Genomic DNA, 16,150 nt, shown 5'->3' on the forward strand with positions numbered 1-16,150 from the left:
GATCGGGTTAGTGCTTAGGCGACTGGCAGCACGAAGACCGCCGCCCGAGGCCAAGCTGAACGGTCTCAGAGAGCCGCTCCAAAGAGAGCCCCGACCGTACCAGTCGGGGCTCCAGGCCAGATCCGCGCGGCCGGGAGAGCAAGCCGCGCAATTTCGGAGTATGCCTGAGTCCATGCTGTCTCCTGTGATGGAAGTGCGGCGGTCCACAGGAAAGGCTCCTCAAAGCAATCCGCTCGCCACGAACCTGCAACGAGTGGCCGCCACCGCGTAACAAGTGAGGTGAACTCCAGAACGCCACTGCCGCGCCACCAAATCGCCTAACGACTCAACGACGCATGTTGCATCGGGCCGGGGCGATGCGCATGGGTGGTGTAGTGATGCGCAATTGGTCCAATGTTTATGTGACTGCGTCCGTGAGCGGGCTGATGGTCACGATGCTTTTGCTTGGCGCGATCCTCGCTCGAAATGTCGGACTGGCGGAGAAGAAAGGCGACCGGGTCATCGCTGTGTCAGCGCACAGCGAGGCCCGCACCCAGACGACTTCTGAGAACGGTGGCGGAGCCACGGTAGATTTTGGTGTCGCGGACCTTAGAGGGTCGCTGCCGTAAGGAAGCGATCATCGCCCTGCCGAGCCCGCTGAGAGACCTTCCGGCTGGTCAGTCATCTTGCCTAAAGCGCGATGAGATTGGGATGAATCGTCATCGCGCTTTAGGTTGTTGTTTGAGCATGATCTCCGCGCAAACGCGCTCCGCGTTTGTCGCGAGGGAAAGCCGCTGCGCACTTTTCCGGATCATGCTTTGGCCGAGACGATCGGCGCGTTGTAGGCTGCCAATCCGGGTCATTCGTGACCAAGCGAAGACGGCCGCATGGAAGCGGCCTGCCTTGTGCGCTGGCCACTTCCGGTCTTCCTCGGTTCGCGGACATTCTCAAGGTCGGTCGGCATGTCTCAAACAGGGCCGCATCCGGACATGCACATAGTGTATACGGCAGGCCGCGGAATGCGGGCCTCGCTGCGCGTAGAGATCGCAAGCAGCTTGATGGAACCCAATTCACCAGCTGTAGCGTATGCCCGCGGTGCCTTTGGCGCCTTGCGGGCCCGCGTTGACCGTGCTGCCGACCTCGAATTGATAACCGAATTGAGCATAGACGCTGTAGCTCTTGTCGAGCTTGCCGGTGAAGCCGACGAAAGTTTCGACCGTCTGCATCTTCTGCAGCAGCAGCACTTGATCGATGCCAAAAGTGGTGTCCGCTCCCGCGCCCCAGCTGCGCCAGTAATTGACGCCTGCATAAGGCTGCAAGAGCATCCCGTTGCTGCTGGCAATGTTCCACTGCCCGCGCAGGCCGAGCCGTCCGATCGGACCCGACGTCGTGCCCAGCCCGACCGGGCCCAGACCGTCATTGGCTTCGTCGAACGATACCCGTTGCCAGATGATCTGGGCCTGCGGCTCGAGCACGAAGCCTGGGCCAAGCGGCAGCGGGATTGGATAGCCCGTCTCCAGCGAGGCAACGAAGCCGGCGCCCTTGAGCGGCAATTGCGTGAATTGCGTCGTCGCGTTGCCGCGATAGAGCGTCCCCTGCAGGATCGCGTCGAGGTACCAGCCGGTCGGACCGTAGTGCGTCCAGTAGCCGCCGGCCGAGTAAGCCTGGATGTCGTTGGTCCCGGTGTGGGTGAGCATGTAGCCAGTGGCCGCCGGGTTTGTGACCAGCCCGGTCACGTCGGCCCGCGCCTGGGTATAGGCGAAGTAAAGTCCAGCAGAGTCGCGGTGACCGGGGATGGTGCTGCCGCGCCAGAGATCGATTCCGCCTTGGAAGCCCGCCAGCCAGCCATCGGTGCGCGGGTCGGCGAAGGCCTGGTAGTGGCCGTTGATCTGCTGACCGAAAACGCGCGCCCAGTCTGACCGGCCCCAGCCATCAGGGTCGGTACCCGCATTCAACAATGTCATCGTGTCGCCGACTCGCTGGTTGAGCGTACCAAGCGTGGCGAGGCCGATTTGCCGGGCCATAGGTTGAACGGACCCGTAGGTTGCAAGTCCAGGCCCGATGATTGGGTAGGAGCCGGGCGGCAGCCCGTCCGGAGGCGGATCGGGCGGCAGGATCGGCGGCGGGATAATCGGCGGGTCCGGGGGTGTCGGCCCCGAATCGAAAGTCGAGCGCAAGAACCAATCCTGGGGCGCATTGCCGTTAATGCCGCCGCGAAACAGGAAGTAATCATAAGCGCCGCCGCGCACCTCGCCGGCGAGCGAGAAAGCGCCGGGCGCCGTGGTGGCGTTGTTGACGGTCTGCACCAAAAGGATGCCGTTCGCAACGGTCTGATCGCCGGGACCGGTCGTGTTCAATACTCTTAGCGTTGTCGAGCCCGTCGCTGCGCCGCCGTTAATAACCAGCCTGTCGGATGGCGAAGTGTCGTTGCCGAGAAATGTATTGAGCGTGATCAAGCCGCCTGCGCCCCCATAGTTATTCGCAATCAGCGTCTTGTAGCTCGACAGTTGTGTGGGGTCCGCGGTCGGCGGGGTGAAGATGATCTCACCGCTGTTGTTGGTCAGGTTGGTTGCGTTCGAATTGCCCGTCATCGTCCAGACGGTATTCTGCGCAAGGGTGACTGTGCTGATGCCGCCGGCCGCCGTCGTGATCACCCCTCGCAAGGTCGATGCCTGTGCGTTGAACGTCGTACTGGCTCCAGACACCGTTTCGAGCAGGGTGTTGTTATTTGTTACTGCGACGGTATTACTAAGACTGATGTTGGCCGCGGCGCCCTGCACCGAGAAGGAGGCGGCGCTGGCCACGATGGTGGCGTTGCTGTACTGCAACGTGTTTCCGCTACCGTTGAACAGAAAGCCGAAGCCGCCATTTCCTGACGCGGTCGCGTCGGTTCCGGTCATGGTTACGTTGCCGCCGTTCTGCAGCAGCCCGCCCGCGCCGTTGACGACGGACACCGAGCCACCACTCGTCGTAACGGTGCCGCCAGTCGTCGCATTCACTCCAGCGTTTCCACCGCCTCCCGTCACGCTGACGACCACATCGTTTGCGGTAACCAGGCTGTTCGCCCCCGTCGCCCGAAGTCCTATCTCCCCGCCGCCAATGCCCGGAACGGTAACGGAGCCGCGCGTCAACGTCACCTGCCCCCCGGACGCGGCGTTCACACCGACATCACCACCGCCATTACCTACCGACAAGCTCAGATCGGTCGCCGTGATCGAACTGTTGGCCCCTGTTGCCGATAGGCCGGTATTCCCGCCGCCTCCGGCGAACGTGATGCTGCTGCCGCTCGCAAGCTGGATACTCCCCCTGTTCTGCGCCGTAGCCGCGGTCATGCCGCCCGAAGCACCCATGTTCACGGAAAGACCATTGGCGATGATTTGGCTTGTCGCACCGTCGGCGGTCATCAACTTGCCGAAGCCACCGCTGAGATTGATCGACGAGCCAGGTGTGAATTGAATCAGACCTCCCGCCGTGGCCTGCACTACCCCGCCCACCCCGACCGCGGCGCCGCCGTTCCAACTCACGGTCGTGCTATTCGCGATGATCGTGCCGGTGGTGGCGATCATGGCCGCGCCGCCGCCGCCAGAATTCGCCAGGGTGATCGCATTAATGATGATCGTGCCGCCGGTGTTCGCAATCAGGCCAGTGCTGGCGGCGGTTACATTTGCGTTTGCGGTGACCGTGGCGTTGGTGGTGGCCTGGATTCCTGTTCCACCACCATTGGCCGTCACCGTGCCATTGGTCGTCACGTTTGCGCCGTTCAACGCGCTGACCGCGATGTTGAAACCGGTGCTCACCGGATTATTGGCTACGCAGGTTCCGCCGTTCTGAAGGATGCCGCCGTTGACAGGATCAGTTGTACATTGAGCGCGGGCCGCTTGCGGTGCGCCGATGATAATCACGCAAGGCAGAACAACGGAAAGCACCCGTGCTCGCAGAGGGTGCCGACGCGGCGCCTGACCGGCAAGTAATCGCAAAGGCTTGCGCAGTTCCATTTTGTTGCGCCCGATCACACGCGATCACGAAAGGCAACGAGCACCAGAATTGTTGTGCGAAGACGCCGCATCTGTGGCGATCGCGGCAGCAATCCATTATCCCGACCGCTGTCGCTTACGAGTCACGCATGGGACAACAATGCTGATCCAACGGATCCACGCCGTGCTCTCTGGACAACCTCGAGTTGCCAGCGGGATTGATGACTGCTCTGGGGCAATCGCGTCGTTTTGCGAGGTTCGCGGTAAGGTCCGCTTTAGCCCCCAAGAGGCGACGTCGTTTAGATCAGCTTCAGTCCCTTCAGACTCGCATGGCCATGCTTGCCCACGATGATGTGGTCATGCACGGCAATGCCGAGCGGCTTGGCGATGTCGATGATCGCCTTGGTCATCTGGATGTCGGCCTGCGAGGGCGAGGGATCGCCTGAGGGGTGGTTGTGCACCAGGATCAGCGCGGTCGCCGACAGCTCCAGCGCGCGCTTGATCACCTCGCGCGGATAGACCGGGGTGTGGTCGACGGTGCCGGTCTGCTGCACCTCGTCGGCGATGAGCTGGTTGCGCTTGTCGAGGAAGAGCAGGCGGAATTGCTCCTTGTCGGCAAAGGCCATGCTGGAGCGGCAATAATCGATCACTTCGTTCCAGGACGACAGCGCGTTGCGGCTGTTGACCTCGCCCTTGGCGACGCGGTGCGTCGCCGCGGCGATCAGCTTAAGCTGGTGGATCGCGGCTTCGCCGATGCCGTCGACCTCGCGTAGGCGTGCCACCGGCGCGTGCACAACCTCGGCGAACGAGCCAAAGGTCTTGATCAGCATTTTCGCCAGCGGTTTGGTGTCGCGCCGCGGCAGCGCCGGAAACAGCGCCATCTCCAGCAGCTCGTAGTCGCTGAGCGCATCCGCGCCGGCGCTGTAGAAGCGCTCGCGCAGCCGCTCGCGATGGCCGTGATAGTGCGGCGCGTCCTCGGGCTTGCTCTTGTCGTGGTCGGTCTTGGCGGGCATCAGGCCTAACCATGCCGTACGGAGCGCGTTTTGCAACCGGGAAGTGTCCGGCCCCGGCGGCTCGCTCATTGGCGCGACCGTCGGGGCTCTCGTCGTCTGCCTACGGCGAAAACCCTCCCGGCGGGGTGCAGACCTCAACCAGGACATGGCCCGGCGCGGTGACATAGAAGTGCGAGACGCGGTCGCCGCCGCCACGATCCATGGAGGCGATCCTGCTCGGGTTGAGGCCCGCGGCCTTTAGCTCGGCGTGCTTGGCTTCCACCTCGGCGGTCTCGTCGTAGTAGAAGCCGATATGGAAATTGGCGGGATAGTCGGCCGGCTCGCCCGTCCTGCCGCGCATCACGGTCAGGACGAAATCCTCCTTGTTGCGCAGGACGACGAGGGCTTCGCCGCGCGAGGCATAGGGTGCAAAGCCGAAGAAGCGCTCGAAGAAGGCGGCAAGCGCGGTGACGTCCGAGGTCACGAGGTTGAGATGTTGCAGTCGCATAGGTGGTCTCCGTTCAGGTGAAGGAACGGACGGAACGAGATTCCACACTGAGCGGCGGCCGAGTTGACACGACGACATGACCCGCCGAGCATCGTGACGATCGCGTCACTCTGTCCGGCCGTGGGTCCTACCGTGGAGACGGTGGCAGAATTCCTGGCAAGTCAGGAACAGGCCGGGCTTACCAATCCGGCCATGCCTTTTTCGGCGCGCTCCGGGGTAGCAGAGTTCGCGCGCATCGGCAACGCCGGGAGCCGGTCAGGATGTTGCCGGCCCGGATTTACGGTCGGGGCGAATGAGCCGTTGGAAAAAAATTTCACACCAGCTGTCTTCGTTCTCCTGCCTCGTTCGTCTCAGCGCTGTTGGCCGGTCGAGTGGCCAGCCGATCTTCCGCAACAGGAGAACATCAATGTCCCGGACCAGACCTGAGCCGTCGCGTCGTGCCTTCGTTACCACCGGCCTCGGAGCCGGCGTCTTGCTCGTCGCGCAATCGGCGCCGTCCCACAGCCAGAACAGGAGCTCGAAGATGGAGGCGACCATTCGCACCGGTAGCGACGTCACGACCCTCGTCAACGTCTTCACGGTCGAGCCGGACAACCAGCAAAAGCTGGTTCAGTTGCTGAAGGAGGGCACCGAGACCTTCTTCAGCAAGCAGCCCGGGTTCATCTCGTCCAGCGTCCACGCCAGCAAGGAGGGCCGGCGCGCGATCAATTACTCGCAATGGGCAAGCGCGGGGGACATCGAGAATTTTCGCCGGGATCCGCGATTTGCGCCGTACATCCGGAGCCTTGCGGCGCTGTCGAAGGCCGAGACGATCCTGTGCGAGGTCGTCGAGGTCAATCATGCCTGATCGGTAACGGCGGCTCGGGGCGGTCCAAAAGACCGCCCCGCGGGCGCCGTCACTGTTCGAGACCACGGCGCCGCGCCGGCGGGGGTATCGTGATGGCGATGACCCCGGCGAGAATGAGCGTCATGCCTGTAAGGGCCGACCAGGTGAAGCGTTCGCCGAGCCATGCCGTGCCGAGCGCCACCGCAAAGCCCGCGCGCAGATAGCTGCCGCTGGTCGTGCCGAGTGGGCCGAGCGTGCGGATCAAGCGGAAATAGATCACCATCGCGAGCGCCGTGCAGATCACCGCGAGGCTGACGACGGCCGCGACCGCGTGCGAAGTCGGTGCCAGCGTCCAAGGTTGCTCGAGGACGAGTGCGGCAGGGACCATGAGGATCGCGGCACAGCTCATGGCGCCGGCCGCCGTGACGGTGGCGGGAAAGCCGGAGAACCGCTGCCCCCATATCGGTGCGAGCGCGTAGCAGAGGCTTGCGCCGAGCACGGCGGCCTGCGCCAGCGGGGCCGTCGTGCCCAAGGCGGACAGCGCATCGATGCCGATCGTCACCGCGACGCCCGCAAGACCGAGCGCGACGCCGATGATCTTCCGGCTGCTGATCGCCTGTCGCCCGCGTCCGGTCATCATCGCGATCGCGAGCACGAACATCGGCGGGGTCGCATTGAGCACGCCGGCGAGACCGCTTGCGATATGCAGCTCGCCCCAGCTGATCAGGGTAAACGGCAGCGCGCTCTGTAGCAGCCCCTGCACGAAGAAAGCCGCCCACACCGGTCCCCGGGCGGGAAGAGCGTGCCCCTGAGCGCGAGCGATCGCGATCAGGAGAATGGCCGCGATCGTCACGCGCGCGGCGACCATCGTGAACGGCGGGATCGTCGGGATTGCGACCTTGATCAGCGTGAACGAGCTGCCCCAGATCAGTGAGAGGAGGAGCAGGAGCCCGATCTCGAATGTGAGCGTGGTTTGTCCTGACGTTGTTTGTTGCGCCTGCGTGTGCATTGCGAATCTGCTCCGGGATGGACCGGGACCATGATCCGGCGCGGTGGCGCAGGCTGGCTGAATTCGGACCTCATCGCCCGATCGAGTCCGATTCCAGCTACTCGGCGAGCTGCATTGAAACTATTCTTCCGCCATGGCAACAGGCTCGGCACATCGGCAGACGCTGCCACCGCATCTCGACTGGGACACCTGCGATCGGGCGCGGCTGGCGCGGGCACGCGCGTTCGACGGGCTGTTTTTCTCCGGCGTTCGCTCGACGCGCATCTATTGCCGGCCGGTCTGTCCGGTTCGCCCCGCTCGCTCCGAGAACGTCACCTTTTATGCGACCGCCGCTGCCGCCGAGCGCGCCGGCTTTCGCCCATGCCTGCGCTGCCGGCCGGAAACCGCGCCGGGATCGCCGGCCTGGATGGGAACGGCTACCACCGTCGCGCGCGGGATGCGCCTGATCAATGACGGATTCCTGGATCGCGCGTCGATGATGGACCTTGCGGAAGTCCTGGGCGTCGGGCCGCGCCATCTGCTCCGCCTGTTCATGCGCCACGCCGGTGCGAGCCCGAGCGAGATCGCCGCGACCCGCCGTGTGCAGGAAGCCAAGCGTCTGATCGACCAGACCAGCATGACATTGGCGGAGATCGCCTTCGCCGCCGGTTTCGGCAGCGTTCGCCGCTTCAACGATGCCTTTGCTGCAACCTACAAGCGGCCGCCGTCGTCATTCCGGCGTCGCCACTAGGCCGCCGAGCCAGGCATCACCCGATCTGCTGCCCGCCATGTCGCGGGCAATGCCGCCGCATTTGATAATTGACTATTCGTTCCATAATAACTATTGTCGTGTCATGGCAAGGACCAAGGAATTCGATCAGGACGAGGCGCTCGATGCCGCGATCGGTGCGTTTCGCGAGCACGGTTTCGAGGGAACCTCGACGCCGATGCTTGTTGACGCCATGGGGATCGGCCGCCAGAGCATCTACGATACGTTTGGCGACAAATGGCAACTCTATTGCGCCGCGGTGCGCCGCTACGCGGCCAGCGAGGTCGAAGCCCATCTTGCCGCGCTGCGGGCGCCGCCGCGCGCGATTGACGGCCTCAGGGCGATGATCGACCGCGTCGTTCGCGACGCGAATAAGGCTTGCCTGGGCATCGGCTCGATCAGCGAGTTCGGCCGCTCGCGGGATGACCTCACCAGCATCCATGCGGCGTCAGGCCGTGCGCTCCAGGGCGCCGTTTCGAAACGCTTGCGCGAAGCGCAGGCCGACGGCGACGTGGCGCGGGATCTCGACGCCGACGACGCAGCCGAGTTTCTGCTGGCGAATGTTGCCGGTATTCGAATCGCCGCGCGCGGTGGCGCCAGGCCGCGCCAATTACGGGCGCTCGGCGCCATCGCATTGCGCGCCCTCGGGTAATTTTTTTTGGTCAAATTTGGAACGATCGTTCAAAATAAGGAGAGAGAAAATGAGCAGCAAAGTCGCGTTGGTGTTTGGTGGAGCGCGCGGCATTGGCGCCGCGCTCGCGGTCCGTCTCGCACGGGACGGGTTCGATATCGCGCTAACCTACGTGTCGCGACCGGACAGTGCCGCCGAAATCGTGGCCGCGATCGAGAACGCTGGCCGCAAGGCCGTCGCGATCAAGGCCGATAGCGCCGATCCCGCCGCGATCCGCGCGGCCGTCGCCGAGACCGTGAGCCGGCTTGGGGTGCTTGATGCGGTCGTCGTCAACGCGGGCATTCTCCGCCTCGGTCCCGTCGAGCAGTTCAGCCTGGAAGACCTCGACCTCATTCTCGATGTGAATATCCGCGGCGTCTTTCTGGCCATCCAGGCGGCAGCCGGGCAGATGCGTGACGGCGGCCGCATCATCACGATCGGGAGCAACACGGCGATCCGGACAGGGACGCCGGGAGGCAGCGTCTATGCCATGACCAAGGCCGCCGTTGCCTCATTGGTCCGCGGCGTTGCGCTCGACCTGGCGCCTCGCCGGATCACGGTCAACAACGTCCAGCCGGGCCCGACCGAGACCGACATGACGGCCACGATGGTGTCGCGGCTGAAAGAGATCGTTCCGTTGAAGCGCGTCGGTGAGCCCGGCGAGATCGCCGCGCTGGTGTCATATGTGGCGGGCCCGGAATCCGGCTATATGACCGGCGCCAGCCTCACCATCGATGGTGGCTACGTGCTGTAAGAGGTCCGCCTCTGACGACGGATCATCGCCGGCGAACAGGATGGCAGGATCGCATCGCGGTCCTGCCGGCCCATCACCCGATCTGCGTCTCGCCGTGCCGCTTCGACAGCGTGAAGATCTCGACGCCCGTCGCGGTCACCCCGACGGAGTGTTCGAACTGCGCCGACAGCGAGCGGTCGCGGGTCACTGCGGTCCAGCCGTCGGAGAGGATCTTCACGTGCGGCTTGCCGAGATTGATCATCGGCTCGATGGTGAAGAACATGCCGGGTTTGAGTTGAACGCCTTCGCCGGGCCGGCCGATATGGATGATGTTCGGCTCGTCGTGGAACATGCGCCCCAGGCCATGGCCGCAGAAATCGCGCACCACGCTCATGCCTTGCGGCTCGACGAAGCTCTGGATGGCGTGGCCGATGTCGCCGGTGGTGGCGCCCGGCTTGACCGCGGCGATGCCGCGCATCATCGCCTCATACGTCACCTCGATCAGCCGCTCGGCCTTGCGGGCGATCGGGCCGACCGCATACATCCGGCTGGAATCGCCGTACCAGCCGTCGACGATGAAGGTGACGTCGATGTTGACGATGTCGCCTTCCTTCAACGGACGATCGCCGGGCATGCCGTGGCAGACCACGTGGTTGAGCGAGGTGCAGGTCGAGTAGCGGTAGCCGCGATACATCAGCGTCGCCGGATAGGCGCCGTGGCTGAAGGCGAAGTCGCGGACGAACTGGTCGATGCGCTCGGTCGGCACGCCGGGCCCGACGATATCGGTGAGCTCGTCAAGGCACTTCGCCACCAGCGCGCCCGCCTTGTGCATGCCGGCGAAGGCGCTCGGCCCGTGCAGCTTGATCTGTCCGGTCTTGCGCAGGGAGGTATCGGAGGCTTCGACGTAGCTCATGCGGGGCTGGTCTCGATGTCGGCGGAAGGGCTTGATTTCAGGGCCATAATCTAATGATCACGGGCCTTCATGCAAGTCAGGCGTCGCTCTTGCGCCCGAAACAGGGCCTAATTCGGGACTTCTACGGTGGTTTCCACCGGCAGGGCGCCGCCCCGGACGCGAATCTCGCGGACGGGATAGGGAACCCGGATGCCCTCGCGCTTGAAGGCCTCCCATAGCGCCAGCATCACGTCGCTCTTGACGCCATCCATGCCGTCGGGGTCCGCGATCCAGAAGGTCAGCGAGAACTTCATCCCGGCTTCCGCGAACTCGGTCAGGATGCTGTTCGGCGGCTTGCCCTTCTGCGCGCGGGGATGGGCGGCCGCGGTCTCCGCGGCGAGCTTGCAAACCAGCCGCGGGTCGGCGTCGTAATTGGTGCCGAAGGCGATCTTCACCAGCGTGTTCTTGTCGGTATAGGTCCAGTTGACGACCTTCTGCGTCACCAGGTCCTCGTTCGGCACCAGGAATTCGCGGCCATCGCCGGCGGCGACGGAAATATAGCGCGTCTTCATCGCGCTGATGCGCCCGGTATTGTCGCCGATGGTGACGAGGTCGCCCGGCTTCACCGACTTGTCCGCAAGCAGGATGATGCCCGAGATGAAGTTGGCGACGATCTTCTGTAGGCCGATACCGATGCCGACGCCGACTGCGCCGGAGAACACCGCGAGCGCCGAGAGATCGATACCGACCGCGCCGAGCGCGATGACGATTGCGATGGCCAGCAGCCCGATCCGGATGATCTTGACCAGCAGCACCTGCACCGACGGGGTCAGATCGGTGGTCGAGTTGATCCGGCTCTCGGCGAAATTGCTGGCGATGTTGGTGGCCCAGAGCGCGATGAGCAGGAGCGCGCCGGCCTTGATCACCAGCAGCGGCGTCAGCCGCAGGCCGCCGAGCACGATCGCAAAGGAATCGAGCAGGTCGACCGTCGTGTCGAGCTGTCCGATGATGGACAGCGCCGCGACGAACCACGCCGAGATCGACACCAGCTTGACGATGAAGGCGTTGCGCAGCACCGAGGTCACGAGCCGGATCGCAAGCCAGGCCAGTCCCAGCTTGGCGGCGACCATCAGGAGATAGCTGCGGCTCGGCCAGGTCGCGTGATACATCACCACGCGGGAGAGGATCACCATCAGGGTGAACACCGCCGTCGAGGCGCTCGAGACCATCACCCGGGCGAAGTGCCGGAGCGGCAGCGGCCAGTGTATCGCCAGCGATGTCATGTCGATGCGGTTGCGAACCCCGGCTTCCGCGGCATAGGCGATGCCGGCCGCGGCCAGGATCAGGCCGAATTGCAGGTAGAACCAGGGCGAGGAGATTTCCGCCCCGACGCTGCGCGCGGTGGTCTGCACGAACTCCATGAAGTCTTTGAGGTCCATGTCCATCAGTCTCGTCGGGAAGCGGGCGGCAGGGATTGATTCGAGGGCGCCGCAGATTCCCACAAAGGGAGCGGCCCGGCCATCGATACACCGCTAAGTGAAGTGCGTTAAGGCCGCAAAATACGGGCAGATTGCCGCGAGCGGGAGAAAATGGGTTGGCGCGGGAGTCTGCCGACGATAAGGATGCAATTCCAGTGATTTGTACCCGGAAGGTGGATGGCTTCCCTCGACTCTGTCAGCCTCGCCATATTGCTCGGCGCCGTCCTCGTCATGGCCGGTATCCTGTCGAGCCTGCTTGCTCTGCGCTTCGGCGCGCCCTTGCTGCTCGTCTTCCTTGCCATCGGCATGCTCGCGGGCGATTCTGGCCCCGGGCAGCTTCAGTTCGACGACGTCCGCACCACCTATCTGGTCGGCTCGGTGGCGCTGGCCCTGATCCTGTTCGACGGCGGCCTGAAGACGCGCTTTGCCAGCATCCGCACCGTGCTCGCGCCGTCCGTTGTGCTCGCGACCGTCGGGGTGCTTCTGACCGCGCTGATCACGGCGCCGTTCGCCAAATACGCGCTCGATCTCAACTGGACGGAATCGCTGCTGGTCGGTGCCGTCGTGGCCTCGACCGACGCGGCCGCGGTGTTCCTGCTGGTGCACACCCAGGGCCTGCGCCTGCGCCCGCGCGTCGGTGCGACGCTGGAGGCCGAATCCGGCACCAACGATCCCTTCGCGATCTTCCTCACCCTGATGCTGGTCGAATACATCTCGCTGGGATCGAGCTCGGCGGGCCATGTGGCGATGGAGTTCATCCAGGAGGCGGTGCTGGGCGCCGTCGTCGGCTTCCTCGGGGGACGTCTCGTCGTCGTCGCGCTCAACCGGGTTGCGCTGCCGCAGGGCCTGCATGCGCCGTTTGTCACGACCGCGGCGCTCGTGATCTTCGGCGGCTCGCAGATCATGCACGCCTCCGGATTTCTCGCGGTCTATCTCGCCGGCATCATCATCGGCAACCGCCCGACCCGCGCGCATAATTCCGTGGTGGCATTCCTGGATGCCGCGACGTGGCTGGCGCAGATCGTGATGTTCGTGCTGCTGGGCCTGTTGGTTTCGCCGAGCCGGCTCGGCACGAGCGTGCTGCCGGCGGTCGGGGTTGCGTTCGTCCTGATGCTGGTCGCGCGGCCGATCGCGGTGTTCGTGTGCCTGGCGCCGTTCCGCTTCAACTGGCGCGAAAAGATCTTCATCGCCTGGACCGGCCTGCGCGGTGCCGTCGCGATCTTCCTGGCGTCGATCCCGATGCTGGTCGGCCTGTCGAAGGCCTATCTTTATTTCGACGTCGCCTTCGTCGTCGTCATCATCTCGCTGCTGCTGCAAGGTTGGACGCTGGCGCCGGCAGCGCGCAAGCTGCACGTGGCGCTGCCGCGCGCCGAGCGTGGTCCGCGCCGTGTCGAGCTGGATCTGCCCGGTCAGCTCGAGCAGCAGCTCGTCGGCTATCCGGTGCGGCCCAAGAGCCTGTATTTCCGCCGCGGTCTGATCCCGTCCTGGTCCAAGCCGACGCTGGTCATCCGCAATGAGAACATTTTGACCCCGACAGAAGCCGATCCGATCGCGCCCGGCGACTACATCTATCTGCTGGCCCCGCCGGAAAAGGCCGAGTCGCTCGACCGCTTCTTCGTCGACATGCAGCCGAGTTCGGCGCCGGATCCGCATTTGCTCGGCGACTTCATGGTCTCCGGCGAGCACACGCTGGCCGAGCTTGCCGAGATTTACGGCGTGAAGGTCGGCGAGGATGACGGCAAGCTGACCCTCGCCGACTATTTCGACGTCCATCTCGACCGCGCGCCGAAGGAGGGCGCCGAGCTGCCGCTGGACGAGATCGTGCTGGTTGCGCGCAGCATCTCCGGCGGCCGCGTCAACGTCGTCGGCCTGCGTTTGCCGGAGGACGAGGAAACGCCAGCGCCGCTGACGCGCCGGCAAGCGCTGCGGCGCAAGCTCGCGGATTTGTGGACGTCGGTGGCGGGGGTTTAGCCACGGGCTCTCCGTTTTCAGTTTGGCGGAACGGAGCGGCCGCAAGCTCGTCATTGCGAGCGTAGCGAAGCAATCCAGTCTGCCTCCGCGGAAAGATTCTGGATTGCTTCGCTACGCTCGCAATGACTGGGATGGACCACGGTCCTGCTACGTCAGCACCTTCACCCCGCCGAACGATGTCACCCGCCCCTGCTTCAGCATCACGATCTGCGTCGCGAGCTGGCGCAGTTCGGCGACGTCGTGGCTGACATAGACCATGGGGACATTGGCTTCATCGCGCAGCCGCACCAGGTAGGGCAGGATCTCCAGCTTGCGGCCCTCGTCGAGCGCGCCGAGCGGTTCGTCGAGCAGCAGCAGGCGCGGCCTCGACAGCAGCGCGCGCCCGAGCGCGACGCGCTGGCGTTCGCCGCCGGAGAGTTTTCCCGGGCGGCGGTCGAGCAGGGCGCCGATGTCGAGCAGCTCGATGATGCGCTTGTGCTGGGCAGGATCGGGCGTGAGGCCGTTCATCCGCCTGCCGTAGTCGAGATTCTGCGCGACGTTGAGATGCGGAAACAACCGCGCGTCCTGGAATACATAGCCGATGCGGCGGCGATAGGTCGGCACATGGATGCCGGCCGCGGTGTCGTCGACGGTCTCGCCGTCGATCACGATGGTGCCGCGGTCGGGCCGCAGCAGGCCTGCGATCATGTTGACCAGCGAGCTCTTGCCGGCGCCCGACGCGCCGAACAGGCCGATGACGCGGCCTTCGCTGGTGAAGGTTGCGGAGAGCGAGAATTCGCCGAGTTGTTTTTCGATGTCGACGCGCAGCATGGTCAGTTCCCGTGCAAACGCTGTGTGGCGCGGCGGGCGAACCATTCGGCGGCGATCAGCGCGCCGAGCGCGAGCACGATCGAGATGATCACGAGTCGTCCCGCGGCCGCGTCGCCATCGGGCGTCTGGATCAGCGAGTAGATCGCCGAGGAAATCGTCTGGGTTTCGCCGGGAATGTTGGAGACGAAGGTGATGGTCGCGCCGAACTCGCCGATCGCCTTGGCAAAGCCCAGCACCATGCCGGCGAGCACGCCGGGCAGCGCCAGGGGCAGCGTCACCGTGAAGAACACTTTCCAGGGCGCCGCTCCCAGCGTCTCAGCCGCCTGCTCGAGCCGGCGATCGATCGCCTCGATCGACAGCCGCATCGGGCGCACCAGCAGCGGAAACGACATCAGGCCGCAGGCGAGCGCCGCCCCGGTCCAGCGAAACGCGAAGACGATACCGAGATAGTCGGCCAGAAATCCGCCCACGAGTCCCTTGCGACCAAAGGTGAGGAGCAGGAGATAGCCCGTAACGACAGGCGGCAGCACCAGCGGCAGATGCACGAGCGCATCGAGCACCGATTTGCCCCAGAAGTCATGGCGGGCAAGCAGCCATGCCAGCGCAATGCCGAACGGCGTTGCGACCAGCGTGGCGATGACGGCGACCCTGAGCGAGAGCAGGATCGCCGTCCATTCGGCGGGAGAGATGTCGAGCATCAAGTCGTGGATATCAGGTCGTGGGGCTAACCAGGAACTTGAAGCCGTATTTTTCCAGGATGGTCTTGGCGGCGGTCGAGCGCAGGAAGGCGAGATAGTCGTTGGTCTCGGCCTTTGCGGTGGTGGTCGCTGCGACGGGATAGATGATCGCGGGATGCGAATCCGCCGGGAAGGTGCCGACGACCTTCACGCCCGGTTCGACCTTGGCATCGGTCGAATAGACGATGCCGAGATTGGCCTCACCACGCGCCACCAGCGTCAGCGCGGCGCGCACGCTCTCGGCCATGGCGAATTTGGGCTCCGCAGCCTGCCAGGCGCCCAGCTTCTCCAGCGCCGCCTTGGCATATTTGCCGACCGGCACGGACTTGACGTCGCCGGTCGCGATCTTGCCGTCGCCCGCGAGCTTGGCGAGGTCGAAGCCTTGCGCGATCGTGACGTTGTCGATCTTGGAGTCCTTCGGCGCGATCAGCACGATGCTGTTGCCGAGCAAATTGACGCGGGTCGGCTCGTTGATGGTCTTCTTGGAGATGGCGTAGTCCATCCAGTCGGTGTCGGCGGAGACGAACACGTCGGCCGGCGCGCCCTGCTCGATCTGCCTGGCGAGCACCGAGCTTGCGGCATAGCTGACGCTGAACTTGACGCCGGTCTTGGCGGTGTAGGCGGCGTCGATCTCGTCGAGCGCGTTCTTCATCGAAGCGGCGGCGAATACGGTGATGGTCTTGTCCTCAGCGGCGGCAGGCGAAAGGCTCGCGCTCGCGAGGAGGACGAAAGCGGTGAAAAGTCCGGCAATACGAATCATGGAATGCGCTCCGTGCGAGTTCGCGCGCGCGAATGCACGCGCAAATCTGGCGTTGGGTGGGTT

Annotated in this window: 15 protein-coding genes; 6 read left to right on the forward strand and 9 right to left on the reverse strand. The window is 64.6% G+C overall.

The window, feature by feature from the left end; genetic code table 11:
- Positions 1-362: 362 nt before the first annotated feature.
- Entirely contained in the window at positions 363-608 is a 246-nt protein-coding gene (locus tag ABIA90_RS09605; RefSeq protein WP_135215889.1) for a hypothetical protein, read from the forward strand.
- A 441-nt stretch (positions 609-1,049) separates the two neighbouring features.
- Here the strand turns inward: ABIA90_RS09605 and ABIA90_RS09610 are convergent, their stop codons facing one another.
- The 3 genes from ABIA90_RS09610 to ABIA90_RS09620 all read right to left on the reverse strand — a co-directional run bounded on the left by ABIA90_RS09610 (position 1,050) and on the right by ABIA90_RS09620 (position 5,453).
- Positions 1,050-3,974 (reverse strand): autotransporter family protein, encoded by a 2,925-nt coding sequence (locus tag ABIA90_RS09610; protein WP_354118653.1) that lies wholly within the window; start codon positions 3,972-3,974, stop codon positions 1,050-1,052.
- A 278-nt stretch (positions 3,975-4,252) separates the two neighbouring features.
- Positions 4,253-4,966: a RadC family protein gene (radC, locus tag ABIA90_RS09615; RefSeq protein WP_354118654.1), complete on the reverse strand. Its 714-nt coding sequence runs from the start codon at positions 4,964-4,966 to the stop codon at positions 4,253-4,255.
- Positions 4,967-5,066: 100 nt separating this feature from the next.
- On the reverse strand, positions 5,067-5,453 hold the full coding sequence (locus tag ABIA90_RS09620; RefSeq protein ID WP_354118655.1) for a VOC family protein: 387 nt from the start codon (positions 5,451-5,453) through the stop codon (positions 5,067-5,069).
- A gap of 406 nt (positions 5,454-5,859) precedes the next feature.
- Between ABIA90_RS09620 and ABIA90_RS09625 the strand changes: the two genes are divergently transcribed.
- On the forward strand, positions 5,860-6,300 hold the full coding sequence (locus tag ABIA90_RS09625; protein WP_354118656.1) for an antibiotic biosynthesis monooxygenase family protein: 441 nt from the start codon (positions 5,860-5,862) through the stop codon (positions 6,298-6,300).
- Between the two features lie 49 nt (positions 6,301-6,349).
- Here ABIA90_RS09625 and ABIA90_RS09630 read toward each other — a convergent pair whose 3' ends face one another.
- The gene (locus tag ABIA90_RS09630; RefSeq protein WP_354118657.1) at positions 6,350-7,288 is read right to left on the reverse strand and encodes a DMT family transporter; all 939 of its coding nucleotides are present in this window, start codon (positions 7,286-7,288) and stop codon (positions 6,350-6,352) included.
- A gap of 133 nt (positions 7,289-7,421) precedes the next feature.
- Between ABIA90_RS09630 and ABIA90_RS09635 the strand changes: the two genes are divergently transcribed.
- From ABIA90_RS09635 to ABIA90_RS09645, 3 genes are all read left to right on the forward strand, one after another.
- Positions 7,422-8,018 (forward strand): bifunctional transcriptional activator/DNA repair enzyme AdaA, encoded by a 597-nt coding sequence (locus tag ABIA90_RS09635; RefSeq protein WP_354118658.1) that lies wholly within the window; start codon positions 7,422-7,424, stop codon positions 8,016-8,018.
- Positions 8,019-8,121: 103 nt separating this feature from the next.
- A complete protein-coding gene (locus ABIA90_RS09640) occupies positions 8,122-8,688 on the forward strand; it encodes a TetR/AcrR family transcriptional regulator (RefSeq protein ID WP_354118659.1) in 567 nt (188 codons plus the stop codon).
- A 49-nt stretch (positions 8,689-8,737) separates the two neighbouring features.
- Entirely contained in the window at positions 8,738-9,460 is a 723-nt protein-coding gene (locus ABIA90_RS09645) for a 3-oxoacyl-ACP reductase family protein (RefSeq protein ID WP_354118660.1), read from the forward strand.
- Positions 9,461-9,533: 73 nt separating this feature from the next.
- Here ABIA90_RS09645 and map read toward each other — a convergent pair whose 3' ends face one another.
- Together map and ABIA90_RS09655 are read right to left on the reverse strand one after the other, a co-directional pair.
- Positions 9,534-10,352, reverse strand: a complete 819-nt coding sequence (gene map, locus ABIA90_RS09650; RefSeq protein WP_063980716.1) for a type I methionyl aminopeptidase — start codon at positions 10,350-10,352, stop codon at positions 9,534-9,536.
- Positions 10,353-10,459: 107 nt separating this feature from the next.
- Positions 10,460-11,776, reverse strand: a complete 1,317-nt coding sequence (locus tag ABIA90_RS09655) for a mechanosensitive ion channel family protein (protein ID WP_071916939.1) — start codon at positions 11,774-11,776, stop codon at positions 10,460-10,462.
- Between the two features lie 210 nt (positions 11,777-11,986).
- Between ABIA90_RS09655 and ABIA90_RS09660 the strand changes: the two genes are divergently transcribed.
- Positions 11,987-13,780, forward strand: a complete 1,794-nt coding sequence (locus tag ABIA90_RS09660; protein ID WP_063980718.1) for a potassium/proton antiporter — start codon at positions 11,987-11,989, stop codon at positions 13,778-13,780.
- Between the two features lie 147 nt (positions 13,781-13,927).
- On the opposite strand, the gene modC is transcribed toward ABIA90_RS09660, so the two are convergent.
- The 3 genes from modC to modA are packed head-to-tail and all read right to left on the reverse strand — an operon-like array spanning position 13,928 to position 16,087.
- On the reverse strand, positions 13,928-14,590 hold the full coding sequence (gene modC, locus ABIA90_RS09665) for a molybdenum ABC transporter ATP-binding protein (RefSeq protein WP_085402661.1): 663 nt from the start codon (positions 14,588-14,590) through the stop codon (positions 13,928-13,930).
- Positions 14,591-14,592: 2 nt separating this feature from the next.
- Positions 14,593-15,288 carry a molybdate ABC transporter permease subunit gene (gene modB / locus ABIA90_RS09670; RefSeq protein WP_028160381.1) on the reverse strand — a complete coding sequence of 232 codons (696 nt, stop codon included), beginning with the start codon at positions 15,286-15,288 and terminating at the stop codon, positions 14,593-14,595.
- Positions 15,289-15,301: 13 nt separating this feature from the next.
- Entirely contained in the window at positions 15,302-16,087 is a 786-nt protein-coding gene (gene modA, locus ABIA90_RS09675) for a molybdate ABC transporter substrate-binding protein (protein WP_354118661.1), read from the reverse strand.
- Positions 16,088-16,150 lie beyond the last annotated feature (63 nt).

It is taken from the genome of Bradyrhizobium sp. LA6.8 (genome assembly GCF_040547935.1).
GTDB classification, from domain to species: domain Bacteria; phylum Pseudomonadota; class Alphaproteobacteria; order Rhizobiales; family Xanthobacteraceae; genus Bradyrhizobium; species Bradyrhizobium barranii.

What these genes read in the sequence shown, in the direction of transcription:
- ABIA90_RS09610 (WP_354118653.1), bottom strand. Translation starts at nt 3,974, where the DNA reads ATGGAACTGCGCAAGCCTTTGCGATTACTTGCCGGTCAGGCGCCGCGT.
- ABIA90_RS09645 (WP_354118660.1), top strand. Translation starts at nt 8,738, where the DNA reads ATGAGCAGCAAAGTCGCGTTGGTGTTTGGTGGAGCGCGCGGCATTGGC.
- ABIA90_RS09620 (WP_354118655.1), bottom strand. Translation starts at nt 5,453, where the DNA reads ATGCGACTGCAACATCTCAACCTCGTGACCTCGGACGTCACCGCGCTT.
- ABIA90_RS09605 (WP_135215889.1), top strand. Translation starts at nt 363, where the DNA reads ATGGGTGGTGTAGTGATGCGCAATTGGTCCAATGTTTATGTGACTGCG.
- ABIA90_RS09660 (WP_063980718.1), top strand. Translation starts at nt 11,987, where the DNA reads ATGGCTTCCCTCGACTCTGTCAGCCTCGCCATATTGCTCGGCGCCGTC.
- ABIA90_RS09640 (WP_354118659.1), top strand. Translation starts at nt 8,122, where the DNA reads ATGGCAAGGACCAAGGAATTCGATCAGGACGAGGCGCTCGATGCCGCG.
- ABIA90_RS09655 (WP_071916939.1), bottom strand. Translation starts at nt 11,776, where the DNA reads ATGGACATGGACCTCAAAGACTTCATGGAGTTCGTGCAGACCACCGCG.
- ABIA90_RS09630 (WP_354118657.1), bottom strand. Translation starts at nt 7,288, where the DNA reads ATGCACACGCAGGCGCAACAAACAACGTCAGGACAAACCACGCTCACA.
- ABIA90_RS09635 (WP_354118658.1), top strand. Translation starts at nt 7,422, where the DNA reads ATGGCAACAGGCTCGGCACATCGGCAGACGCTGCCACCGCATCTCGAC.
- modA (WP_354118661.1), bottom strand. Translation starts at nt 16,087, where the DNA reads ATGATTCGTATTGCCGGACTTTTCACCGCTTTCGTCCTCCTCGCGAGC.
- radC (WP_354118654.1), bottom strand. Translation starts at nt 4,966, where the DNA reads ATGCCCGCCAAGACCGACCACGACAAGAGCAAGCCCGAGGACGCGCCG.
- map (WP_063980716.1), bottom strand. Translation starts at nt 10,352, where the DNA reads ATGAGCTACGTCGAAGCCTCCGATACCTCCCTGCGCAAGACCGGACAG.
- modC (WP_085402661.1), bottom strand. Translation starts at nt 14,590, where the DNA reads ATGCTGCGCGTCGACATCGAAAAACAACTCGGCGAATTCTCGCTCTCC.
- ABIA90_RS09625 (WP_354118656.1), top strand. Translation starts at nt 5,860, where the DNA reads ATGTCCCGGACCAGACCTGAGCCGTCGCGTCGTGCCTTCGTTACCACC.
- modB (WP_028160381.1), bottom strand. Translation starts at nt 15,288, where the DNA reads ATGCTCGACATCTCTCCCGCCGAATGGACGGCGATCCTGCTCTCGCTC.